We start from the raw sequence: 24,056 nt of genomic DNA, 5'->3' as shown, positions 1-24,056 counted from the left end.
GGCCGGCTTTCCAAGTAAGGAGCAAAAGGTAAATTGAAGAAGAACGTTCTTATCATTGGTGCAGGAGGTGTCGCCAAGGTGGTGGCCCACAAGTGCGCGCAGCATAACGACGAACTGGGTCGTATCGCTATCGCGTCACGGAACATCTCCAAATGCCAGGCCATCATCGACAGCGTCAAGGCCAAGGGTAGCCTCAAGGTACCCGCCGACATCCAGGCCTTCTCGCTCAATGCCCTCGATGTCGAGGCAACCAAGGCGCTGATCCGTGAGACCGAATCGCAGATCGTGATCAACGTGGGTTCCGCCTTCCTCAACATGTCGGTGCTGCGTGCCTGCATCGATACGGGTGTCGCCTATCTGGACACCGCCATCCACGAAGAGCCGGGCAAGATTTGCGAGACCCCGCCGTGGTACGGCAACTACGAGTGGAAACACCTCGAAGAGTGCCAGGCAAAGAACATTACAGCCATTCTCGGCGTCGGTTTCGACCCGGGTGTGGTAAACAGCTACGCCAAACTGGCGCAGCAGCAGTATTTCGACAGCATTGATTCGATCGACATTCTCGACGTCAATGCCGGTTCGCATGGCAAGTACTTTGCCACCAACTTCGACCCGGAAATCAACTTCCGCGAGTTCACCGGGCAAGTGTGGAGCTGGCAGAACAGCCAGTGGACCAGCAACACCATGTTCGAGGTCAAGCGTACCGACGACCTGCCTGTGGTAGGTTCGCAAAACCTGTACCTGACCGGCCACGACGAAGTTCACTCGATTTCGAAGAACCTCAACGTACCGAACGTGCGTTTCTGGATGAGCTTCGGCGAACACTACATCAATGTGTTCACCGTGCTGAAAAACCTGGGCCTGCTCAGCGAGCAACCGGTCAAAACCGCCGAAGGCCTGGAAGTGGTACCGCTGAAAGTGGTCAAGGCCGTGCTGCCAGACCCAGCGTCGCTGGCCCCTGGCTACACCGGCAAGACCTGCATCGGTGACCTGGTCAAGGGCACCAAGGATGGCCAGCCGCGCGAAGTGTTCATCTATAACGTGGCTGACCACGAAGAAGCCTACGCCGAGACCGACAGCCAGGGCATTTCCTACACCGCCGGTGTACCGCCAGTGGCTGCCGCCCTGCTGGTTGCCCGTGGCGAATGGGATGCCAAGCGCATGGTCAACGTCGAGGAGCTGCCAGCCGAGCCGTTCCTCAAGGCGCTGGACGTGATGGGCCTGCCAACCCGCGTCAAGGATGAAAAAGGCGATCGTCCTTGGGACGCTGAAGCCTAAGTAACAAACAGAAGGGGCGCCACATGGCGCCCCTTCTGCGTTTCCAGGCGTGGCCTCTTCGCGGGCAGGCCCGCGAAGAGGCCCGTGCAGGACTACACATTACTTGCGCGCCTCAAGAATGAGGTTGAACGGCGTCTGCGTCGCACGCCGGAACCGGCTGAACCCCGCCTCCTCGAACACCGCCCGCAAGCGCGCCTCGCCGGCTTGCGCGCCCAGCCCCAGGCCCACCTCCTGTGACAGCGAATTCGGCGTGCAGATGAAGGTAGACGCGGCATAGAACAAGCGCCCTACCGGCGTCAGGTTGCCGTCCAGCGAATCCTCGGCAAAAGGCTCTACCAGCATGACCGTGCCGTCAGCCTTCAACGCCCGATAGGCATGCTTGGCCGCCCCCACCGGGTCGCCCATGTCGTGCAGGCAATCGAAGAAGCACACCAGGTCATGGTCATGCCCCGGGTAATCCTTCGCACTGGCCTGCTGAAAACTCACCCGCTCTGCTAGCCCCGCCTCACGCGCGCGATCGTTGGCGGTGGTGATGGAAGGCCCGTGGTAGTCGTAGCCGACGAAGGTAGACGCTGGAAACGCCTGGGCCATGACCAGCGTCGAGGCGCCATGCCCGCAGCCTACATCCGCGACCTTGGCGCCCGCCTGTAGCTTGGCCACCACACCCTCGAGCGCTGGCAACCACTCAGCGACCAGAAACGCACGGTACCCCGGCCGGAAAAACCGCTCGGTACCGCTGAACATGCACGGGTGGTGGTCCCCCCAGGCCAGCCCGCCATCGCCACGCATGGCCGCGACCAGCTTGTCCTTGTCATGGAACAGCGCAGCGATCACTGCAGCCCCACCGGCCATGTAAGCCGGGGAGTCCTCCAGCGCCAGGGCCATGGCCTGCTCTTCGGGCAGCACAAAAGAGCCCTTGTCGTGTGCCATGTAACCCGAAGCGGCCTGGGCGTTCAGCCATTCGCGCACCAGCCGCGGATGGCAGCCGGTTTTTTCCGCCAGCGCTTCGGGGGTAGTTGGCTGGCTATCGGCCATCGCTCGATACAACCCCAGTTCGTCGCCCAGGATGACATTGGCCAGGGTCGCCGCTGCACCCATGTCGCCCACCAGCTTGCCCATGAAATCGTGAAGCCTTGCCTCGTCCATGACCTGCCCTCCTCTGCAAGAAGGCCATCGCCAGCGAGGAAACTCCGATCCGGGGAGGCGGTGGTCGGTTCAAGGGTTGGTGCTCGCCCTACAGCGCGTTATAGCGAGCACTCGGTAAGTCTAGATCTTCTGCACATACGCGACGAGATCCCGTCCACATAGCGGCGGAATTCCTCATTCAGGTAACAATTCCTAAACAAGACTGTGACATTTTTTTTCAGCTTTCTCATCAAGGAGCGGAAAGATGAAAGTCACGGTTTTCGGTACCGGCTATGTCGGCCTCACCCAGGCAGTGTGCCTGGCCCAGGTGGGGCACTCGGTGTTGTGCATGGATGTCGACGCCGAGCGGGTTGCCACCCTCAATGAAGGCCATTGCCCGATCTTCGAGCCCGGCCTTGCGCCGATGCTGGAGAAAAACCTGGCCTGTGGCCGCCTGCGCTTCACCACCGACGCCAAGGCAGCAGCCAACTACGCCAGGCTGCAGTTCATTGCAGTCGGCACACCGCCGCAAGCCGATGGCAGCGCTGACCTGAAGCAGGTTTTTGCCGTGGTCGACAGCATTCTCGAACATGCTGACGGCGCCAGGGTGATCGTCAACAAGTCCACCGCGCCGGTCGGCACGGCGCACCGCATCAAGTCGCGCATAGCCCAGGCCGTCGCCGACCCCGCTCGCTTCCAGGTAATCAGCAACCCGGAGTTTCTCAAGGAAGGCTCGGCCGTGGACGACTGCATGCGTCCGGACCGCATCATCATCGGCGGCGCCGAACCGGCCGAAGTGGAGTTGCTGCGCGAGCTGTACCTGCCGTTCAGCCGCAACCGCGAAAAACTCATGGTCATGGATGCACGCAGCGCCGAGCTGACCAAGTACGCGGCCAACTGCATGCTGGCGACCAAGATTTCCTTCATCAACGAAATCGCCAACCTGGCCGAGCACCTGGGGGCCGATATCGAAATGGTGCGCCGTGGCATCGGTTCCGACCCACGCATCGGCTATGACTTCATCTACGCCGGGTGCGGCTTTGGCGGCTCATGCTTCCCCAAGGACCTGCAAGCCCTGCGCCGCAGCGCCGAAGCTGAAGGCTTCGAGCCGCAGTTGCTGCGTGCGGTGGAGTCGGTCAACGAACATCAGAAGGGTCGGCTGTTCGGCAAGATCCAGCGGCATTATCCCAATGGCCTGCGCGGCAAGGTATTCGCCCTGTGGGGGTTGTCGTTCAAGCCCAACACCAATGACATCCGCGAAGCCTCCAGCCGAATCTTGCTGGAAGCGCTGTGGGCTGCTGGCGCGCGAGTACAGGCCCACGACCCGCAGGCGATGGACGAAATCCTGCGGCATTACGGCCCGCGCGCCGATTTGCAACTGGTGCCGTGCAAGGACGATGCGCTGGAGGGTGCCGATGCGCTGGTCATCGTCACAGAGTGGCAGGACTACCGTGTGCTGAATCTGGACAAGGTGCCGGATCAGTTGGCCGATCGAGTGGTGTTCGACGGCCGCAACCTGTTCGAACCCGAGCACATGGCCGCTGCCGGCCTGACTTACTACGGTATCGGCCGCGGCCAGGTGCAGCCAGCATGCCCGTACTGATTACCGGCGTGGCCGGCTTTATCGGCTTCCACGTCGCGCGCCGCCTGTGCGAGGCTGGCACCGAGGTGCTCGGCATCGACAACCTCAATGGCTACTACAGCGTCGAGCTGAAACGGGCGCGCCTGCAACAGCTGTCCGGCTTCGCCAATTTCCGCTTCCAGCCCCTGGACATCGCCAACAGCGTCGACCTGCAACAGCTGTTCACCGGGCAGGCGTTCAGTGAAGTGATCCACCTGGCGGCCCAGGCCGGGGTGCGCTATTCGCTGGACAACCCCGGGGCCTATGGCCAGGCCAACCTAATCGGCTTCCTCAATTTGCTCGAAGCCTGCCGCCAGCAGCCGCCGCGTCACTTGATCTACGCCTCCAGCAGCTCGGTGTACGGCGCCAACGCCAAGCTGCCGTTCAGCGTCGACGACCCGGTCGAGCAGCCGGTGTCGCTCTATGCCGCCAGCAAGCGCGCCAATGAACTGATGGCGTACAGCTATGCGCACCTGTATCGCTTACCGACCACGGGCTTGCGCTTTTTCACCGTCTACGGTCCTTGGGGCCGCCCCGACATGGCGCTGTTCAAGTTCACCCGCGCCATGCTCGAAGGTCGCCCGATCGAGATTTACAACAACGGCCTGATGGGGCGCGACTTCACCTACATCGACGACATCGTCGAAAGCATCCTGCGCCTGCGCCTGAAGCCACCACAGCCTGCCCACGGGCAACCGCCCTGCCAGCTGTTCAACATCGGCCGCGGCCAGCCGGTGCGGCTGCTGCATTTCGTCGAGTGCCTGGAGGACGCCTTGGGCATCAAGGCCCAGCGCGACTACCTGCCACTGCAAGCGGGAGACGTGCTGGAGACCTGGGCCGATGTGGGCTCGCTGGCGCGCTGGATCGACTTCACCCCGGACACATCGCTGGAACACGGCGTTAACGCTTTCGTTGGCTGGTACCGGGATTTTTACCGGGTTTGAGCCGCGCACTCACAATAGACCACAGGTAGCCTCATGACAGATCCACTTGACCTCTCGGTACTGATCCCCGCCAGGAACGAGGTCGAAAACCTGCCATCACTGTTGATGGAAATACGCGCCGCACTGGCCGCCGAAGAGCCAGAGCACCTCACTGTGGCATGCCGCGCAGGCGGCCTCCGGCAGTGGCTGGCCAGACGGCCAGAACGACCAGCCCTGGAAATGCTGCAAAGCGGCAAGTGGTTCATCCCCCACCGGGCAGCGGAAATCTACGGCGACAAGCCGCCGCTGTTCATGTGGACCGTGGCCCTGTTCAGCCAACTGACCGGCTCGCCCAAGGTTGCCCTCTACCTGCCCGGGTTGATGTCGGCGGCAACCATCACCCGGGTGCTGCACGACCTGGGGCGGCGCCTGTAGAACCGCCGCATCGACGTGATCGCCGCCTTGCTGTTCCTGGCCACCTACCAGAGCTACAGCATCCTGCGCACCGGGCAGATCGACAGCTTCCTGTGCCTATGGGTGGCGCTGGGTTTCTGATGCGCGGTGTGGCTTGTGCCCCTGCTGGTGTCGATCGCCCAGGGCGGTGGCGCAGCGGAGCTGGCCTACCTCAACGAAATTTCGCGGGCCGAGTGGTATGTGGTGGGTGCCGATGCCGACAACGGCCATTGCCAAACCGCTGCCACGGGTCACGTCTACCGCTTTGCCTGGGCAGACGCGCCCGTCGCTCGTTAAAACCTGCGCCCCCGTCGTGCTACGGCGCAGCGGTGCCGGCTGGCGGATCGAGTTGCAGCACCTCGTTGGTGTACGCCCACTCCTTCAATACCTGGTCGGGGTGGTCGTTGAGGCGCGTTCCGTAGGACGGGATGATCTGTTTGATCTTACCCTGCCATTCCGGCGTTGCTACCTTGTCCTTGAACACCTTGTTGAGCACATCAAGCATGATCGGTGGAGCGGTAGAGGCACCCGGCGAGGCACCCAGCAACCCGGCGATGCTACCGTCCCTGGACATCACCACCTCAGTACCGAGCTTGAGCACGCCACCCAATGCCTCGTCCTTCTTGATGATCTGTACCCGCTGGCCCGCCTGCCACAGCCGCCAGTCTTCCTTCTTCGCCTCGGGGAAGTAGGTGCGCAGCGCTTCGAAGCGGTCATTGTCGGATTGCAGCACCTGGCCGATCAGGTACTGGACCAGGTCAAACTCGCGTACCCCGACCCGCACCATCGGCCAGGCGTTGTGCACGCTGGTACTGGCAAGCAGGTCGAGCAGCGAGCCTTGCTTGAGGAACTTGGTCGAGAAGGTGGCGAACGGCCCGAAGAGGATCATGCGCTTGCCATCGAGTACCCGGGTGTCCAGGTGCGGCACCGACATGGGCGGCGCACCGGTGGCGGCAATGCCATAGGCCTTGGCCATGTGACGCTGCGCGATAGCCGGGTTGTCGGTAACCAGGAACGAACCGCCGACCGGGAAACCGGCATAGTCCTTGGCTTCGTCGATGCCCGACTTCTGCAGCAGGGGTAACGCCGCGCCGCCGGCACCAATGAACAGGAACTTGGCGTCGGTGGCCGCCTTGCTGCCATCTTTGAGGTTCTTGTACTCGACATGCCACGAGCCGTCGTCGTTACGGGTGATGTCTTGTACTTCGGTGGACAACTTGAGGTCGAAGTTAGGCCGGGTCTGCAGATAGCCCACGTACTGCCGGGTAATCTCGCCAAAGTTGACGTCGGTGCCAATCGGCGTCCAGGTTACCGCCAGTTTCTGGTTGGGGTCGCGCCCCTCCATCATCAACGGTACCCACTTGCGAATCTGCTCATGGTCCTCGGAGTACTGCATGGGCTTGAACAACGGGCTGGCCTGCAGCGCCTCATAACGCTTTTTCAGGAAGCGGATGTTGTCGTCACCCCAGACGAAGCTCATGTGAGGGGTGGTGTTGATAAACGAATGCGGGTTCTTCAACACCCCCTGCTTCACCTGCCAGGCCAGGAACTGGCGGGTGACCTGGAACGACTCGTTGATCTCCACCGCCTTGCTGATGTCGATCTTGCCGTCTTTTTCCGGGGTGTAGTTGAGTTCGGCGAGGGCCGAGTGGCCGGTGCCGGCGTTGTTCCAGCCGTTGGAGCTTTCTTCGGCGACCTTGTCCAGGCGCTCGACCATTTCCATCGACCAGCCCGGCTCCAGTTCGTTGAGCCAGACCGCCAGCGTAGAACTCATGATGCCGCCGCCTACCAGCATCACATCGACCTTCCTGGCTTCTGCGGCCTGGGCATTGAGCATGCCAAAGGCCAAGGCCAGCCCGGCCAGCGCCAGCTCCGGCTTCAGGGTAATTTTCATAACCTTTTCCGCGCCTCGTTGCTATCCGTAAGTCCAGCCACAAGCTTAGCTGACGGATTTAGTCGGGCATGGCTGGCGCACAACCACTTGCAATCAGACACATCTCAAAATACTGTATGAATATTCAGTACAGTGAGACAGCCCCATGCAACTCATCGCCAAACTCGGCATCCTTGCCGACGCCGCCAAGTACGATGCCTCTTGCGCCAGCAGCGGTGCACCCAAGCGCAATTCGCGCGGCGGCGACGGCCTGGGCGCCACCAATGGCATGGGTATTTGTCACAGCTACACCCCCGACGGCCGTTGCGTGTCGCTGCTCAAGGTACTGTTGACCAACTTCTGCCTGTATGACTGCCAGTACTGCGTGAACCGCCGTTCCAGCAACGTCCCCCGCGCGCGCTTCAGCCCTGAGGAAGTGGTGCGCCTGACCCTGGATTTCTATCGACGCAATTGCATCAGTGGCCTGTTCCTCAGCTCCGGCATCATCCGTTCGGCGGACTACACCATGGAGCAACTGATCCGGGTTGCCCGGCTGTTGCGCGAAGAGCATAACTTCCGTGGCTACATTCACCTCAAGACCATCCCCGATGCCGACCCGCTACTGATCGAAGAGGCCGGCCGCCTGGCCGACCGCCTCAGCGTCAATATCGAACTGCCCACCGACGCCAGCCTCAAGCGCCTGGCGCCGGAAAAACAGGCGCACACCATCCGCCAGGCCATGGGGGTCATTTACCAGGGCCAGCAAGCCGTGGCCAACGAACCCAAGGCCCCGCGCTTCACCCCTGCCGGGCAAAGCACCCAGGTCATCGTCGGCGCCGACAGCACCGACGACAGCACCCTGCTGCGCAATGCCGAGTCGCTGTACCAGGGTTACGGCCTCAAGCGCGTGTACTATTCCGCCTTCAGCCCGATCCCCGACAGCCCGGGCAGCGTGCCCCTGGCTGCACCGCCGCTGCTGCGCGAGCACCGCCTGTATCAGGCCGACTTCCTGCTGCGTGGCTACGGCTACAAGGCAGGTGAACTACTGGGCCAGAGCGGCAACCTGGCGCTGGACGTCGACCCCAAACTGGCCTGGGCGCTGGCCAACCGCGACATTTTTCCGCTGGATGTAAACCGCGCCGAGCCTGCGCTGCTCGCGCGTATTCCCGGTATCGGCCTGCGCAGCGTACAGCGCCTGGTCGCGCTGCGCCGGGAACGGCGCATCCGCTATGACGACCTGATCCAGCTGCGCTGCGTGCTGGACAAGGCTCGGCCGTTCATCGTCACCAGCGATTACCGCCCAGCCCAGTCCGAGCTGCGCAGCGGCTTGCTGCGGGCGCGTTTGCGTGAGCCGCAAGCACCAGTGCAGATGGGGCTGTGGGGATGATTGCGCTCGACTGCGATGACCGGTTCGCCACCTGGCGGGATCAGGCCCGCGTGTTGCTGGGGCATGGCATCGACCCGTCGCAAGTCACCTGGTCACAAGGCCCGATGGCAGACCTGCTGGCAGTGCCTGCGTCGCCCCCCGAAGGCCCTGGCCCTTTTCGCGCCAAGGTGCCTGCCGCGCTGCTGAACCAGTTGGAACAGGCTGCCCGTTACTGCGGCGAGCAACGCTGGAACCTGCTGTACGAAGTGCTCTGGCGAGTGGCACATGGTGACCGCACGGCCATGCTGGCGGGCGACCGATTGGGCAGTGAACTGCAACGGCGCATCAAGCAAGTCAGCCGAGAGGCGCATCACCTGCATGCGTTTGTGCGCTTCGTACCGTTGCCAGAGGCGTTGGCAGAACGCCTGCAACTTGATCTGGTCGCGTACCACGAACCGGCACATGACATTCTGGAAAGTGCCAGCCCACATTTTGCTGACCGCCTGGGGCGTTTGCGCTGGTTAATCGCCACACCACAGGATGGCATTCGGTTCGACGGCCAGGTGTTCGATTACCAACGCCGATGCCCCGAGCGCTGGCAACAATGGGCGCGCAACGCTGAAGACCCAGGCGCTGAACTATGGCGCACCTACTACCGCCACACCTTCAACCCCGCCCGCCTCAACCCCGATGCCCTGCGCCTGCACATGCCCGGGCGGTTCTGGCGGCATTTGCCGGAAGGCATGCTGATACCGCAACTCGAAGGCCTGGCCCGCCAAGGCAAACAGCGGGACGGCCAAGCACTTGAAGTTGCCGCGAAACCCGGCAAAAAGATCAACGCGCCAGCAGATAGCTGAAAAATAACTCTCTCACGCTGTCTTACATGGCGCTTAAAGCTTGCACGATCACTGTGGGAGCGGGCGCTCCCGCGAACACGGGCGAAGCCCGTGCCATCCACCGCGTTGCCTGCTTCGCGCGCATGCCCGCTCCCACAGATAGAGCGTGAGTCCTGATCAGACCCGCTTTCTGTGGGAGCGGCTTTAGCCGCGAACACCGGCGTAGCCGGTGCCATCCACTTCAATGTTTGATTAAAGTTATAGCAGCCACCCAGCATCCCCTTCCTCAAGCACACCACCGTGATCCGTCCGGTCGCCTTTGCGGGCCACCGCCCCACCTTCGATCAGGAAATGCCCTGCCCCACTCTCTATCACCGCGCCACAGGTGGTCCGGTCACCTACCCTGGCGACCGGCCTGCCGTTAAACGTATACGTAGCGCTGCCGCTTTCTACCTGGTTTACCCCATGCAGCGGGCAGTTGTGTTGGTGGCCTACAAGTACAACCGGGTTCATTGGAATTCTCCCTCGGAGGGTGCAGTACGGGATTCGCGATCTATGGCCTCCGGCCAATGAACCTTCGGCGCCAGGCAATGCATGTGGCTCAAGCCATCGTCATCGTTCCAGTCGCGGGGTGGGTGCACGAAATTTGGCAGGGCTTCGGGGCCTTGCTGCATGAACAGCCGGCCGATGGCCCAGTAGGCTTCACCCTTGTATAGGTTGGAGGCGAACTCCACGCGATCGATGACTTCGTTGGTTTCCGGGTTGCGGACAGACAGCTTGACGTTTTCGATAAGGCCGCCGTGGCCGGGAGCGTAGACGCGGTAAACTTCGGCGGTTACGTCGTCCCAATTGTAGGCGACAGGTTTTACACCCCAGTGCTTACGGCTGAACAAGTAAACGTAGTGGTATCGGAATTGATAGAAATAGACCTTCCTTCGCAGACGATTAAAGCGAATGGGCTCGTCTCTTGGAAGCACTAAATCTAGCTTAGCAAATGGCACAATAGCCCAAATCGAAACAATGGGAACCAAAAATCCAAGAGCGTTTGTCAACCAATCATCCACCCAACCTTCACTAAACAAACCCCAATATATCCATGCCATCAAACCAACCTGAAACATTAGGATCGGAATGCTGATCAAAGCTATAACACCACGCAAGATGATGCTGGACCGAGGCAGCTCCAGATACACATCATCGATATGGTTTGGTGAAGGCTTGATGTCCCCTAAAGTGAAGCGGGGTGTTGGCATCTCATCAACCTGCGGAAGGTCGCGACTCCAGCCTAAAGCTCGCTTCCGCAATCCCTTTGGTTCATGCTGAATCATTCAGCCTCCGACTACACACCTCGACATATGCGCTATCAATATTTCGATCAGGCCAATACATTAGCAGCAATGTAGCCGCAACAACGGAGTGACTCCCTATCGTTGGCATAAGGCCCACAACACCAGACACCTCCAAACTAGCTGCTTCATACGCGCCTATTGCAGCGACATGCATTTTTTGTCAAAACCAGAACCGACTTTATAGTCAGGCAAACGCGGCTTCGCGAACCCTGAAAAGTTAACAAATTTGGTTAAAGGGTCGACAGATGAAGCTTGAAACTCGTCAGCAAGAATGAGTTCTCCGCCCGTAAAATCAGGAAAATCGCCATCTCCATAGCGATGCACAATCAAATTCCAACGATAAGCTGAAGCCTCTTCTCTATATCTCGGCAAAGTTATTTGAAATTTCAGTTTTTGCTCCCTTTCCAGCGCGATCAGCCCCCCTATCCGTGGCGCCGCAGGATCGGTTATGAGGCTCGATTCGAAATGCAGCACCGCCTTTACACCCAAAGTGGCTGCATTGAGCTCTGCAAACGCAATGTCTGCATATTCAGGAGTTCCCCAGTGCACAGGTGGTATTTCATCAGCCTTTCCAAAGCAGCATCGCTTTGCCCAACGTTCTAGCGAGGAAGATTCGTTTACTTCTGCATGCTTGCTAAGCGCATATGCTGTTAGCATCAGTATTACAGCCAGACCTAAAGGCCCAAGCAAAGACGTCTTAAAAACTGCTACCGCAAACGCTATAGAGCCAGAACCATAAAGCGCTGCAGCCTGCATATGCTGCTTTTGTGCCGCACTATCTCCAACCGCCTTAGCACGTTGACTAGCAGCGACTGCTTGAGCCATGTCGAAGATACCAGCAACAGAGCTTATAACTGCACCAAGTTTTATGATGATCTCTCCGGCAGCTACGACACCTCTAGTCCCCGATATGCTTTCGTGGTTAACACCAGATCTCATGATTAGCCCAATCAACTCGATTTGCCCCCCAAGCACTCCCAGCGTTGAGCCTTGCAACGCCAACTGCGCTTCATGGGCCTTCGGACCAATCTCGGCTTCCGTCTTCTCTTGGTTTCTGCTCAGGCTGTCGTATTGCAAGTACAGCCCTCCAATCGCCAGCAGTACTTCCCAGCTTCCTGCCACTCCACGCAAGCCGCGAAAGCCAGTCCGCACCAACTCCGCCGCCTGCTGCGAAGAGATCTTCATCCTCTGGAACACTTTTCGCGCATCCGGCTCTAGCGTCCCCGCCGCCACCGAGATATCCACCAACGCCCGCTGCGCCAAGCTGCTCGCCTGGGTCACCTTCATGCTGGCTTCCTCAAACAATCGACCTTGCACATCCGCCGCGGTACCCTCGACCCATACCGACACACTGATCATGGTGTTGGTAAACCGCGGGTCGAGCACTGCCAGGCTCATCAGCCCGTGCTGAATGATCGGCCGCACCTTGTTCCATGCCTTGGTTGAATGGATGTTGATGTCATCGATGTTGCGATGCATCCGGTCCCTGGCCTCGGCAATCGAGGCATTGGCCTTGTGCTGCAATTCGCGTAGATGAGCACTCTGCAAGGCGTAGTACTCGCCCAGTTTCATCTCCACTTCCAGCTCGATCAGGTGCACGCCGTTGTAAAGGAACTGGGTTGCACTGTTCAGGTGCCGCACGGCGGTCTGAATGCCAGGTGGCAAATTGGGCGACAAGCGTTGGCTGGCGGCGTTGAGCGCGCCTTGGGTTTCGGCAATGGCTTGCTTGAGGGTGTTGCGCATGCGCAAGCCGGCATCGTCGCTGGCGATGATCTTGCTCAGCATCGAGTAAAGCTTGTCGCTGTCATTCCAGTTGATGGTTTCGGCAGCTGAAAAGCTGGGAAGCAGGCCGGCCAACAACATACGGTCGCGCATCAGTAATGCGCGGTAGGGTGGGCTGTCTGGATCCTCTAGCCATTTCAGCCAGAGGGTTTCGCTGGTGCCGGCCGCAGCAGCCGCGCCAGGCACAATCGCCTCGGTAATGCCGCCACCCAGGCACAGCGCCATGGTCTTGGCATACGCCACGCCAGACTCACGATGATCGCCGTCGTAGTCGTACTGCTCGGCCACCTTGAACATGGGCGTGTCGAACAGCACGGCGTAAGCACGGGCGTCCTTGTCGATGTAGCGCTGAAACTCGGCTTCCTGCTGGTCATACCCGGCCTGGAACGCCGCCCGTTGCGGTTCGTGGTAGCGCTGTTCGAGTTTATCGTCGCTGTCCTTCATCGCTTGCTCGACCATACGCGGCCGCTCTACCGTCGGATCAATCGGTACAAACGGCCCTCTACCCGCCATCGGCTCCAGTGAAGGCACCTTCTGCGCTGCCCACTCCCGGTGCGTGGCGCGAATGGCCTGGAGGATCTGCGAAGTCTGCAATTGGTAGGCACGCATGGGGTCTTCACGCCAGACCTGGCGCTTCACCACCCAGCTCAGGCGCTGGTGGTTGAATTCCTGAATCAGGCCAACGGTATCGTCGAGCACCACCGCCAGCACGCCGTTCTCCAGCTTGTGCCGGTTCATCGCGTTGACCAGATAGCCGCGCATCGCAAACCGGCGCAGCCAGCGGCTGTGAAAACCGTGTGCACTGTCGAACGGTGCGCAGCCGCGCTGGGTATACTCAAATACTTTCTTGTCGACCTGCAGGTTGTCCGGCGTCATGGCGATGCCCAGCAACTCAGGATTCTTGCGGGCTTGCGTGAGGTCGACCCCCTCGAAGCGGTGCGCAGGCGCCTGGCCTTTCTTGTAGGCATTCAGCACGCTGACCGGCCAGGCATCGCTGGAGAAGGCCAGCCAGGCTGTGCCATACCGGTCGGTGTCAATGTTCAGGAAGGCGGAAGGGATATCGTGGTTTTCATTCACGCACTTTTCGGGCAGCGACGCGGGTAGGCCGTCTGAAGGTTCGTAGGGATTGAAGCGGCGCAGGTGGCCCTGTTCGCTGACTTCGTAGGCCTGCCAGACCTGCTGGTCCAGCAGCACATACAGGTAACCCATGCGCAAGGTGCGCAGGCCCATCTTGGCTGTAACGTGCAGGCTACCGGCGACGGTGGTGACGCAACCTGGGCGCGCATCCGGCACCAGGGCGCGACGTAGCGGCAGGATCGGCAGGCCCTGGCGTTCGCAAGACATGCACTGGTCAGAAGGGAGCCCGGCTTCGGCTGCCGCAATGGCGATACGTTGGCTGATGGTCATAAGCGCCTCTCGTTTACTGGGAGGGGATCGATCACGCGACGCCATTGCGCCTCGGAATAACGAGCGAGCATTGGGGCAAGAGGACGGCGATCGTTGACGGCTGCCTCAACCAGGCTGCGCACTGCAGCAACGGTATTCAGCTTGGGATGGATGCACAGGTGATGAAGAGCGAAAACCGTGATGTCCTCCTCTGCGCTCAGGCCCAACGCTCGTGCGTCGTCAATATGGTTGGATACACGCACGGCGGCTAATGGCGGTATCTGGCACTGGCTCGCGTCCTCCGAGCCCGCACGCAGCACTCTCCAGACAGCCAGCACGCGCTCGACCAACGCCACATCCTCCTGAATCCGCCGGGCAGGCTCCGGCAAAGAGTGCCGCGGTCCGCCCTGCCCTTTGAGGTGGGCCAACCTTCCACCGCTACTCAGGAACAACCAGCTGTTGATCGGCCACCACGGGCCATGCTCGACCTGCTTGAACGTTGCCGCGAGCAGCTCCAGGCGAACGGGTTCATAGACTGGGTAAAAGTTGAAGTGGCGCTTGGCATCGGGTATTTGGCACATGGCCGTGAGGTGGGCGGCTACCGTGGCCGGTGTTGCCTCGCTGAACAGCCAGCCACTCAAGTAGCGTCGGTGCTGGTGCAGCCCTCTGTACGCTGCTCGAGCCGTCAGCTCGAGCAAGTCACTGCGGGGAAAAAATCCGGGCGAGGCCAGGCAGGCCAATACCGGGTGCAGGTGAGGCGCATGGGCCAGATCGGCCCTGTGCACACGCGTCAACGCTGCTTCGCCCAACGTTTCGCGCAGTCGAGCAAGCAAGTTATGGTCGCTTCTAGCCGCAACCGCTAGTGGGTCTATCAGTACATGGCAATGCAAATGCGCCGCATGGTGCCCTTCAATGCTGCGGGCCAGGTTCTCGATATTCATGCCTTGACCTCGCACTTGTTACTGCCATCAGCCGTGAACTCAAGTGACTGGCTATTGCCATCCCCCTTCGCTACCGCCTTGGTCTGCCCCTGCAGATCGAGTGTCAAGCCGTTGATGGTAATGCCCTGTGCATCCAGCACGATGCTGCCGCCAGGGCTTCTGAACTCGATGCGTTCACTGGCCAGCAACTGGTAGACCGTCGTGCGTGTTTGCACCCCCTGCCCGACGCTGATCGATTGAGCCCCTTTGATCACAAGCTCGCTGTTGTTGCCGATGACAACCCGCTGGTTGGCGCCCGTTGACTCGCTGCGGTTGTTGCCCACTTGTTCGTTCAGGTCATGCTTGATGTTCACACGGCTGTTTTGCCCGATGACCTGGGTATGGTCGCGGGCCGTGTCCTGACGGAAGTTGTTGCCGATGGTCAGTTGCTCATCCTGGCCAACTTGCCCCACTCGATTGCGCCCAATAGTCGTGGTTTCGTCATTGCCCACCACATTGACCTGGTTCCTTTGGGCATGGATGAACACTTCCTCCTTGCCCAGTTCATCCTCGAAACGCAGTTCGTTAAAGCCATCGCCCTTATGGGTCTGGCTCTTGATGGTCATCCGCGTCTTGTGCTTGGGCAGGTCATATGGCGGCAGCTGATTGCCACAGTAGGTGCGCCCGGTGATCATCGGCTGGTCCGGGTCGGCGTCGACGTACTGGATGATCACGTCCTGGCCAATGCGCGGAATGGCCATCGAACCCCAGCTGCCGCCGGCCCAGCCTTGCGACACGCGTACCCAGCAGGAACTGAACTCGTTGTCCTGGCTTTCCCGGTCCCAGGGGAAGCTGACCTTCACCCGGCCCCATTGGTCGCAGTAGATCTCCTCGCCCTTGGGCCCTACCACCGTCGCCATCTGCGGGCCGTCGATGCGCGGCTTGGGCAACGGCGCCGGGCGCCATTCGGTTCTGCCGGGCACCAGCACGGCTGCCTGCGTGTAGCGGGTGCCTTGCTGGGCACCCGCAGCCTCTTCCTGCAGGCTGGTGAACTGGGTGCCTTCATGGTGCATACGGGTTACCCGCCAATGCATGTTCAGGTCTTCGCGCGGGTGCCCGATCAGGGTGAAGCTCAGCCCCGGCTGCAGGCGCACGTCGTCGCCTTCCACCTCGGCCATGCGGGCGTCATGGCGCAAAGCTGTGATGCGGGTGGCGGTGAAGGGGGCGCCGACGGCCCCGCGCTTGTAGCGGCCGGGGTAGTCGAAGCGCTCGTACGTGGTGGACTGGTGCTTGAGGTCGCTGCCCTCGGCACGCTGCTCCTGGCGGTAGGCCGGGTGGGTGAAGGTGTAGTCGCGCTGCACCTGGCGCGCGGTACGTACCTGCTCGCTGTAACGCAGGCGGCGCAGGCAAGGCCTGGCCTGGTCGCCGCCGCTGTTGGCGTGGTACAGCACCTGGTTGGGGTCGGTGTCGTCGTCAAAGAAACCTTCGTCCTCGTCATCGCCCTTGATGGCGCCCTGGCTGATCTGCCCCAGCCCCAGCAGCCGGTCGGTGATCAGCAGCTTGTGCAGTTTTGGCGTGTGCTCGAAGCGGTAGACAAAACCCTCTTCGGCGGCCAGGCGGGCGATGAAGTCGAGGTCGGTTTCACCGGCCTGCACGCAGAACTCGCGCACCTCATGCTTGTCGATGCTTCTCAGCTCGTAGCCGGTGATGCCCTGGCGCTTGAGCATGATCTCGAGAATCTGTGGCACGGTTTTCTGCTGGAAGATGCGCCAGTTCGAGCGCAGCCCGGCGCGGGCCAGCACGGGTTCGACCAGGGCGCGGTAACGGGTGCGATGGAAGCCTGTTTCACCCTGACTGAAGGTGCTGACCAGGCCGTGCACGTAACGCAGCGGGCGCTCGCCGCGCCAGATCGTGAACAGCACCGGCTTGTCGAGCAACTGGCCAAAGTCGACATCGTCTTCGAAACTGACCAGTTCCAGCTTCAGCTGGAACGGCGTGCTGATGGCTTCGTCCAGTTCGAACGACACCACTTCGAATTCACTCCGGCCAGCCAGCGGCTGGAAGGTAAAGCGCAAATCGGATTGGCTTGGCATATGGCGGCCCCTGCTACTGCTGCAAAATCGCGTTGAGCGATTCCAGGACTTCGGCGGTGAGCAGGTCGAGGCGGTAGCTGTAGTAGCTGTAAGCGCAGACCATGGCGACGCCGGAGATCACCAGCGGGCTCCACCAGGGCCACTCCCAGCGTCGCGGGCGGTGGGGGCAATGAACGACGTTGCTGTAGGGGTCGCACACCTCTTGCGGCGTGGGGCCACGCAGTTCGCGGATGACCGTGTGCATGCGCGAGATCAAGGCGTTGATGATGTCTTCGCACTTGGGGTCCAGCGCATGCTTGCCCCTGAGGCCCAAGCAGAAGCAGAAGTACAGGAACTCCAGTACATCCTGGAACTCCCTGGGCGCCTGCATGACCCGTTCGAGCAGCACGAAGATCTTCTCGCCGCCCTGGGTTTCGTCGTGGAAGATGCTGAGCAGCGGCTCGTGGCTCCAGCACGAATTGTTGCCCCACGGGCGGCTCATCACGGCCTCGTCCAGATACAGGCACAGGGCATAGGAATAGACTTCCTGGTGCACGATGGGGTACCCGTGCTGCTGGATTTCTTCGCGAATGTTGCTGACCTGGTTTTGCACGGTCTTGTGCACGTCGGCGAGGTTGGGCAGGTCATCCAGGGTACGCAGGCGAATGACCAGTCCGAACAGCGGGCTTGCCGCATCGAGCATCAGGTTTTCGAAGCCGCCACGCAGCTGGAAGTGCGGGTCGGCGGGGTAACCTTCGAAATCAGGGTCTCCTGCCCGCTGCCCCTGGTCAGCCGGATAGGGTGAATCAGTACCCTCCGGCACTTCAAGCATCGCGTAGACGCTGCTTTCTGATAGGTCATGGGCATCGATAGCGCCCCCGGATTTTACCGGAGGTAGATCGGATGGGCCGGGCATGAAGTGGTCCTTGTCTTCCAGCAAACTGAAGACATGAACACTATCGGGGAATCAATTCTCCAAGGAGTCTGGGGCTTCCCAAATGCTTGTAGGATCCTTCTCTGAATCAAGTTTCCAAACGTTTCCCTGGCAACATCCTGCTAGAGAATAGCGCCCTGAAAGAGCGGGTTTTCCGCTCCTGCAGGGATCGCACAACCCTTCCACAAGCGCGTCGCACTCAGCCAAAGAGCCTGGCCAGGCAGGCCAGTTTCTTCTTGTATGATCGCCGCGCCTCCAGCGCCTGCTCCAGGCTCACCGCCAGGAACCTTGCCTGCTGGTTGGGCTGCATCTGGCCGATCAGGTCGAGGTCGGCGCTGATCACCGTGCCGATCATGGCGTAGCCGCCACCCGACACCGCATCACGGTGCAGGATGATCGGCTCCAGCCCCGCTGGCACCTGGATCGAACCGATCGGATAGCAGCTATCGACGATGTTCGACGGGTCCGAGCCGGCACCGAACGGTTGCTCCCGCGGCTGGAAGCTCAAGGCGCTGCCGCCTTTGTAGCGATAGCCGATACGGTCCGCTTCGGATCCGACTGTCCAGGCCTGGGTGAAGAAGCTTTGCGCTGCGGCCTCGGTCAGGCGATGGAAGTACAGCCCCGGCACCACCCGCACCACCACCTCGCCGCCCAGGGCCTGGCGCAGGGCCATGGGCAGGCTCGCACCGGCGCGCGTCTTGCCGCTGGGCACACCGACCGGCAGCACGTCGCCTGCCATCAGCTTGCGCCCCTGGAACCCGCCCAACGCCCCCAGCGCGTAGGTTGAACGGCTGCCGAGCACCTCAGGTACATCAACGCCACCGGCAACGGCCAGGTAGGCACGGGCGCCCGCCGTGGGGAAACCGAAGCGCAACACCTGCCCTGCGCGCACGGTAAATGCCGTATCGGGGCGCTGCTCGCGGCCATCCAGCAAAGCGGGCATCTGTGCACCGCAGACCGCCACCAGCGCATCCTGCTGGAACTCCAGCTCCGGCCCCACCAGCGCACACTCAAGGGCTGCTGCGCCCGCCGGGTTGCCCACCAGGTGGTTGGCCGCGCGCAGGGCGTACTGGTCGAGTGCACCGGACGGCGGAATGCCCAGGTGGTAGTAGCCTTCACGGCCCAGGTCCTGCACCGAGGTGGCCAGGCCGGGTTTGAGTACCTTGATCATGCCAGTACCTCCTGCAGCGACTTGGGGTAACCGACCGGGTCGGCAAGGAAGGCATCCAGGGAGAACTCGACCGGGCGAATACGCAAGTCGAAACGGCCCTCTTCCACATCTGCCACTGCCTGGTCGTAGGCCCGGCGATCAATGGGCTTGAACTGCACGATGTCACCCGGGCGGAAAAACACCATGTGCGCCTTCAGGTAGTTGAGTGTTTGCCGAGGGTCGTAGATCGGTGCCGGGGTGACGCCGAACATCTGGTAGCCCCCCGCACCGCGCACGGAGTAGATGCAACCGAAGCAACCACCATGGCCCAGGGTGAGTTTGGGCGTGTCGGTACGCGGGCGCAGGTATTTAGGCACCTGCAACTGCCGCTCGCGCTCGACCATCTGGAACATGAACGGCAGGCCGGCGACGAAACCGACCATCGATACGAACCAGGGCGCGCCACTGTGGGCGGCAATGAAGGCGTCGACATCGGCCAGCCCATTGATGCGCGCCGCGTATTCCAGGTCGGTGCTGGCCGGGTCCTGGTGGCGGTCTCGGAAACGCATCAGGGTTTCATGGGTCCAGGGGTCGTTGTACAGCACCGGGATCTCGATGATCCGCGTCTGCAACGAGCGATCGGCCACAGCCTCGGCCTCGGCACCTTGCACCGCTTCAAGCAGCGCCTGCGGCGCGATGCGGTCGGGGTCGAAGCGGATCTGGAACGAGGCATTTGCCAGGCACACGTCCAGCACGCCATCCAGAGCCAGCCGTTCAACGGCGCGGGTGACGGCCATGCCCTTGAAAAAGGCTTCCAGCGACATGCTGTCGCTGACTTCGGCAAACAGGTGCTCGTCTGCGCCGAAGCTGTAGCGGATCGGGGTTGTAGCAAGCGGTTCGGCCATGACTGTTCCTTTTCTTGGAATCTTTATAGAAAGGCAGGCGAAAATAAAATAAACGGGCTCCGGCTTGTGCCAGACGGATGCCTCACGGACTCAGCGTGGCGCGCGCACCACAATACCGGCCGCGTCCAGCGCCCTGCGCGTGGCCTCGACCAGGTCGAGAGCGCCGGGGGTGTCACTGTGCAGGCAGATGGAATCGAATTCGATGGCCAGGTCCTGCCCCTCGACCGTGCGCACCAGGCCCTGCTGGCACGCCCGCAACACGCGCTCGGCAACCGCGTTGGGCTCATGGCCCCGCACATTGCGGGTGAACACGATCGAGCCGCTCAGGTCGTACTCACGGTCGGCGTAGAACTCGCGAACCACCGGCTGGCCAAGCGCCTGGGCAATACGGCAGATCACCGAACCCGGCATGCAGTACAACAGCAGCTCCGGCTCTATCACCCGCAGGTTTTCCACCAGCAGGCGGGCAGCTTCCTCGTCACGCGCCAGGTGCATGTACAGGGCACCGTGCGGCTTGATGTGCTGCAGGCGTACCCCTTGGGCACGGGCAATTTCGCGCAGTGCACCCAGCTGGTAGAGCATGTCGTCGACCAGTTCCTGGGCTGGCGCGTTGATATGCCGGCGGCCAAAACCGACAAGGTCACGAAAGCCCGGGTGCGCACCCACCGCCACGCCCAGGGCCTTGGCCCGCTCGACGGTGCGGCGCATGGTGCCGGGGTCGCCGGCATGAAAACCCGTGGCGATGTTGGCCGTGCTTATGTAGCCCATCAGCTCATTGTCGACGCCGTCGCCAATGGTCCACGGACCAAATCCCTCACCCATGTCCGAGTTGAAATCCACCACCTGCATGACTGTCTCTCCTGGTGCTTGTGACTGCATGCAAGCCACGTTAGATTCTCCTTACCCCCTTGGGAAGATCTATAAACAGATAGGGTGTCTTCGGAAAATCAGATACCTCAGGAGCCAAACGTGTCACTGACCCTGCGCCAGGTCCGCTACTTCGTTGCCACCGCCGAGATCGGCCAGATTTCCCAGGCAGCCATCCACCTGAACATCTCCCAGTCGGCGGTGACCACGGCAATCAAGGAACTGGAAGCCATGCTTGGCGTGCTGCTGTTCCAGCGCTCGGCCCAAGGCATGAGCCTGACCGAGGCCGGCCGGCACTTCCTGAACCGCGCCTACGTGATTCTGCGCAGTGTTGATGACGCACTGAACAGCCCGCTGCCGAACGTGCGCGCCAGCGGCCTGCTGCGCCTGGCGGCAAGCTACACAGTGATCGGCTACTTCCTCCCACACCACCTGCAGCGCCTGGAACACTGGCACCCGGATGTGACCCTGGAGCTGTACGAGCAGGAGCGCAGCGCCATCGAGCAAGGTTTGCTGGAGGGGCGTTTCGACATGGCGGTTGTGCTCACGGCCAACCTCACCCACCCCGACATCGTCTCCGAAACCCTGTTCAACTCCGAGCGCCGGCTGTGGCTGCCCGGCCACCACCCGCTGTGCGAGCGCTCGGCTGTAAGCCTGGCCGATGTGGCCTGCGAACCGTTCATCCTGCTGACCGTAGACGAGGCCGAGCAAAGCGCCATGCGTTATTGGGAACTGGCCGGGCAGCGCCCGAGCGTGCGGGTGCGGACCAGTTCGGTGGAAGCCGTGCGCAGCATGGTTGCCAATGGCAGTGGTGTGGCGATCTTGTCAGATCTGGTGCACAGGCCTTGGTCGCTGGAGGGCAAGCGCATCGAGACGGTGACCATCAGCGACCCGGTCACACCCATGAGTGTAGGGCTGGCCTGGCACCGTGAGCGGGCATTCAGCCCGGCGATGCAGGCCGTGCGTAATTACTTCCATGATGCGTTCCTGGCGCCCCAGCAGTTGTCCGCCCGGCGCTGAGGGGTACTGGCAGGGCCGGCCTCTTCGCGGGTAAACCCGCGACGAGGCCATCACAGGTTTCAGCCGAACGATCAGGCCACAATGCCGTCATAACCTGAGCCGGTGCCGACACGCAAAGAGGACGCGAAATGACCCAGCCCGACCCGTCATACGTCAAATGGCTCGAAGACCGCGCCATGCTCAAGGCTTCCCAAGAGCGGGCCAGCCTGTATTCAGGGCAGTCACGCCTGTGGCAACAGCCCTACGCCGAAGCCCAGCCCCGCCGCGCCACTGAAATCGCCTCGGTCTGGTTGACCGTCTACCCCGACGCCATTATCGCGCCGCAAGACTGCTCCGTGCTTGGCGCGCTGGCCCACGAAGCGCTGTGGAAGCGCCTGTCGGAGATCGGCATTCAAGGCCTGCACACTGGCCCGATCAAGTTGTCCGGCGGCCTCCGTGGCCGCGAACTCACCCCCAGCGTGGACGGTAACTTCGACCGCATCAGCTTCGATATCGACCCGCTGTACGGCAGCGAGCAGGAACTGGTGCAGATGAGCCGCATGGCCGCCGCGCACAATGCCGTGACCATCGACGACCTGATTCCCTCGCACACCGGCAAAGGTGCCGACTTCCGCTTGGCCGAGATGGCCCACGGGCCTTACCCGGGGCTGTACCACATGGTCGAAATCCGCGAAGAAGACTGGCCGCTACTGCCAGAGGTGCCCAACGGCCGGGATTCGGTCAACCTGCTGCCGGCCCAGTGCGACGAGCTCAAAGCCCGCCATTACATCGTCGGTCAGTTACAACGGGTGATCTTCTTCGAGCCCGGTGTGAAGGAAACCGACTGGAGCGTCACGCCGCCCATCACCGGTGTCGATGGCAAAACCCGTCGTTGGGTCTACCTGCACTACTTCAAGGACGGCCAACCCTCGCTGAACTGGCTGGACCCAACCTTCGCCGCCCAGCAAATGATCATTGGTGATGCCCTGCACGCCCTGGACTGCCTGGGCGCGCGCGGCCTGCGCCTGGACGCCAACGGTTTTCTGGGCGTGGAAACGCGGGCCAGCGGCACCGCCTGGTCAGAAAGCCACCCCCTGTCGATCGTCGGCAACCAGTTGATCGGCGGCATGATCCGCAAGGCGGGCGGCTTCAGCTTCCAGGAACTGAACCTGACCCTGGACGACATCGCGCAGATGTCCAAGGGCGGGGCCGACCTGTCCTACGACTTCATCACCCGGCCGGCCTATCAGCATGCGCTGCTGACCGGTGACACTGAGTTCCTGCGGCTGATGCTCAAGGAAATGCACGCCTTCGGCATCGACCCGGCCTCGCTGATCCATGCCCTTCAAAACCACGACGAGCTGACCGTGGAACTGGTGCATTTCTGGACCCTGCACGCCCACGACATGTACCTGTACAAGGGCCAGACCTTGCCAGGGAGTATTTTGCGTGAACATATCCGTGAAGAAATCTACGAACGGCTCTCGGGCGAGCACGCCCCCTACAACCTGCGCTTCGTGACCAACGGCATTGCCTGCACCACGGCCAGCCTGATCGCCGCGGCGTTGGGCATCCGCGACCTTGAGCAGATCGGCGCAGCCGAAATCGAGCTGATCCAGAAAGTGCACCTGCTGCTGGTCATGTACAACGCCATGCAGCCTGGGGTGGTCGCGCTGTCCGGCTGGGACTTGGTCGGCGCGCTGCCCTTGCCCGCCGAAGCGGTCGCGCAACGGATGCTGGATGGCGATACCCGCTGGATTCACCGAGGCGGTTACGATCTGGCCGGGCTCGCCCCACAGGCCGAGGAATCAGTGCGCGGAATGCCGCGGGCCCGGGCATTGTATGGCAGCCTCGACAGCCAGCTGGACCGTGGTGATTCGTTTGCCTGCAAGGTGAAGAAACTGCTGGCAGTGCGACAGGCCTATGGCATCGCCACCAGCCGCCAGGTGCTGGTACCTGAAGTCAGCAGTCCAGGGTTGCTGGTGATGGTTCATGAACTGCCATCCGGGCGCGGTATCCAGATCAGTGCGCTGAATTTTGGCCAGGAAGTAATTGCCGAGGAATTGCAGTTGACCGGGTTCACGCCGGGGCCGGTAGTGGACATGATCAACGAAACGGTCGAAGGGGACCTGACCGAGGACGGACGACTGCTGGTGAACCTGGACCCGTACGAGGCTCTGTGCCTGCGAATCGTCAACAGCAGTGGACATGTGTAAA

19 protein-coding genes and 2 pseudogenes are annotated in these 24,056 nt (G+C 61.5%); 10 read left to right on the top strand and 11 right to left on the bottom strand.

From position 1 onward, the window contains the following. Positions 1 to 33 precede the first annotated feature (33 nt). Entirely contained in the window at positions 34 to 1,278 is a 1,245-nt protein-coding gene (locus tag SB756_RS08405) for a saccharopine dehydrogenase family protein (protein ID WP_003248123.1), read from the top strand. A 99-nt stretch (positions 1,279 to 1,377) separates the two neighbouring features. Here the strand turns inward: SB756_RS08405 and SB756_RS08400 are convergent, their stop codons facing one another. Beyond that, the gene (locus SB756_RS08400; RefSeq protein ID WP_341795727.1) at positions 1,378 to 2,424 is read right to left on the bottom strand and encodes a class I SAM-dependent methyltransferase; all 1,047 of its coding nucleotides are present in this window, start codon (positions 2,422 to 2,424) and stop codon (positions 1,378 to 1,380) included. A 244-nt stretch (positions 2,425 to 2,668) separates the two neighbouring features. On the opposite strand from SB756_RS08400, the gene SB756_RS08395 reads away from it, so the two are divergent. The 5 genes and pseudogenes from SB756_RS08395 (at position 2,669) to SB756_RS08375 (ending at position 5,697) form a co-directional block, all read left to right on the top strand. After that, complete coding sequence (locus tag SB756_RS08395) at positions 2,669 to 4,006, top strand: UDP-glucose dehydrogenase family protein (RefSeq protein ID WP_341795728.1); 1,338 nt, start codon at positions 2,669 to 2,671, stop codon at positions 4,004 to 4,006. Further along, on the top strand, positions 3,994 to 4,968 hold the full coding sequence (locus SB756_RS08390; protein ID WP_410910645.1) for an NAD-dependent epimerase/dehydratase family protein: 975 nt from the start codon (positions 3,994 to 3,996) through the stop codon (positions 4,966 to 4,968). Before SB756_RS08395 ends, SB756_RS08390 begins: the two co-directional genes overlap by 13 nt. 33 nt (positions 4,969 to 5,001) lie before the next feature. Further along, positions 5,002 to 5,124 (top strand): annotated as a pseudogene (locus tag SB756_RS08385) (dolichol-phosphate mannosyltransferase); the annotation flags it as partial. Between the two features lie 63 nt (positions 5,125 to 5,187). Beyond that, positions 5,188 to 5,496, top strand: a pseudogene (locus tag SB756_RS08380) (ArnT family glycosyltransferase); the annotation flags it as partial. A gap of 21 nt (positions 5,497 to 5,517) precedes the next feature. Continuing rightward, entirely contained in the window at positions 5,518 to 5,697 is a 180-nt protein-coding gene (locus SB756_RS08375) for a hypothetical protein (RefSeq protein ID WP_410910644.1), read from the top strand. 19 nt (positions 5,698 to 5,716) lie between these two features. Here SB756_RS08375 and mqo read toward each other — a convergent pair whose 3' ends face one another. Further along, complete coding sequence (gene mqo, locus SB756_RS08370; RefSeq protein ID WP_410910643.1) at positions 5,717 to 7,294, bottom strand: malate dehydrogenase (quinone); 1,578 nt, start codon at positions 7,292 to 7,294, stop codon at positions 5,717 to 5,719. Between the two features lie 145 nt (positions 7,295 to 7,439). Between mqo and SB756_RS08365 the strand changes: the two genes are divergently transcribed. Next, the gene (locus SB756_RS08365) at positions 7,440 to 8,660 is read left to right on the top strand and encodes a putative DNA modification/repair radical SAM protein (RefSeq protein WP_410910642.1); all 1,221 of its coding nucleotides are present in this window, start codon (positions 7,440 to 7,442) and stop codon (positions 8,658 to 8,660) included. Then, on the top strand, positions 8,651 to 9,496 hold the full coding sequence (locus tag SB756_RS08360) for a TIGR03915 family putative DNA repair protein (protein WP_410910641.1): 846 nt from the start codon (positions 8,651 to 8,653) through the stop codon (positions 9,494 to 9,496). Before SB756_RS08365 ends, SB756_RS08360 begins: the two co-directional genes overlap by 10 nt. Positions 9,497 to 9,733: 237 nt before the next feature. Here SB756_RS08360 and SB756_RS08355 read toward each other — a convergent pair whose 3' ends face one another. The 9 genes from SB756_RS08355 to SB756_RS08315 all read right to left on the bottom strand — a co-directional run bounded on the left by SB756_RS08355 (position 9,734) and on the right by SB756_RS08315 (position 20,822). Next, entirely contained in the window at positions 9,734 to 9,988 is a 255-nt protein-coding gene (locus SB756_RS08355) for a PAAR domain-containing protein (protein WP_341795734.1), read from the bottom strand. Then, positions 9,985 to 10,803: a DUF6708 domain-containing protein gene (locus tag SB756_RS08350; RefSeq protein WP_410910640.1), complete on the bottom strand. Its 819-nt coding sequence runs from the start codon at positions 10,801 to 10,803 to the stop codon at positions 9,985 to 9,987. Before SB756_RS08350 ends, SB756_RS08355 begins: the two co-directional genes overlap by 4 nt. A 156-nt stretch (positions 10,804 to 10,959) precedes the next feature. Then, complete coding sequence (locus tag SB756_RS08345) at positions 10,960 to 14,013, bottom strand: T6SS effector BTH_I2691 family protein (RefSeq protein ID WP_410910639.1); 3,054 nt, start codon at positions 14,011 to 14,013, stop codon at positions 10,960 to 10,962. Next, positions 14,010 to 14,933, bottom strand: a complete 924-nt coding sequence (locus tag SB756_RS08340; protein ID WP_410910638.1) for a hypothetical protein — start codon at positions 14,931 to 14,933, stop codon at positions 14,010 to 14,012. Before SB756_RS08340 ends, SB756_RS08345 begins: the two co-directional genes overlap by 4 nt. Next, positions 14,930 to 17,005: a type VI secretion system Vgr family protein gene (locus SB756_RS08335; RefSeq protein WP_341795738.1), complete on the bottom strand. Its 2,076-nt coding sequence runs from the start codon at positions 17,003 to 17,005 to the stop codon at positions 14,930 to 14,932. The genes SB756_RS08340 and SB756_RS08335 overlap by 4 nt, the downstream gene beginning before the upstream one ends. A 13-nt stretch (positions 17,006 to 17,018) precedes the next feature. Next, on the bottom strand, positions 17,019 to 17,900 hold the full coding sequence (icmH, locus tag SB756_RS08330; RefSeq protein WP_410910637.1) for a type IVB secretion system protein IcmH/DotU: 882 nt from the start codon (positions 17,898 to 17,900) through the stop codon (positions 17,019 to 17,021). Positions 17,901 to 18,117: 217 nt separating this feature from the next. Further along, positions 18,118 to 19,089, bottom strand: a complete 972-nt coding sequence (locus SB756_RS08325) for a biotin-dependent carboxyltransferase family protein (protein WP_410910636.1) — start codon at positions 19,087 to 19,089, stop codon at positions 18,118 to 18,120. After that, positions 19,086 to 19,973 (bottom strand): 5-oxoprolinase subunit B family protein, encoded by an 888-nt coding sequence (locus tag SB756_RS08320; protein WP_410910635.1) that lies wholly within the window; start codon positions 19,971 to 19,973, stop codon positions 19,086 to 19,088. The genes SB756_RS08325 and SB756_RS08320 overlap by 4 nt, the downstream gene beginning before the upstream one ends. A 90-nt stretch (positions 19,974 to 20,063) precedes the next feature. Then, on the bottom strand, positions 20,064 to 20,822 hold the full coding sequence (locus SB756_RS08315; RefSeq protein ID WP_086979726.1) for a 5-oxoprolinase subunit PxpA: 759 nt from the start codon (positions 20,820 to 20,822) through the stop codon (positions 20,064 to 20,066). A gap of 120 nt (positions 20,823 to 20,942) precedes the next feature. Between SB756_RS08315 and SB756_RS08310 the strand changes: the two genes are divergently transcribed. Both SB756_RS08310 and treS read left to right on the top strand, forming a co-directional pair. Beyond that, positions 20,943 to 21,860: a LysR family transcriptional regulator gene (locus SB756_RS08310; RefSeq protein WP_063423564.1), complete on the top strand. Its 918-nt coding sequence runs from the start codon at positions 20,943 to 20,945 to the stop codon at positions 21,858 to 21,860. A 128-nt stretch (positions 21,861 to 21,988) separates the two neighbouring features. After that, positions 21,989 to 24,055 carry a maltose alpha-D-glucosyltransferase gene (treS, locus tag SB756_RS08305; RefSeq protein WP_410910634.1) on the top strand — a complete coding sequence of 689 codons (2,067 nt, stop codon included), beginning with the start codon at positions 21,989 to 21,991 and terminating at the stop codon, positions 24,053 to 24,055. The last annotated feature ends 1 nt before the right edge of the window (position 24,056 follow it).

The organism is Pseudomonas sp. SIMBA_068, assembly GCF_046534705.1.
GTDB classification, from domain to species: Bacteria; Pseudomonadota; Gammaproteobacteria; order Pseudomonadales; family Pseudomonadaceae; genus Aquipseudomonas; species Aquipseudomonas putida.
Note: the sequence above shows the minus strand (reverse complement) of the source record. Positions and strands in the feature narration are given on the sequence as shown.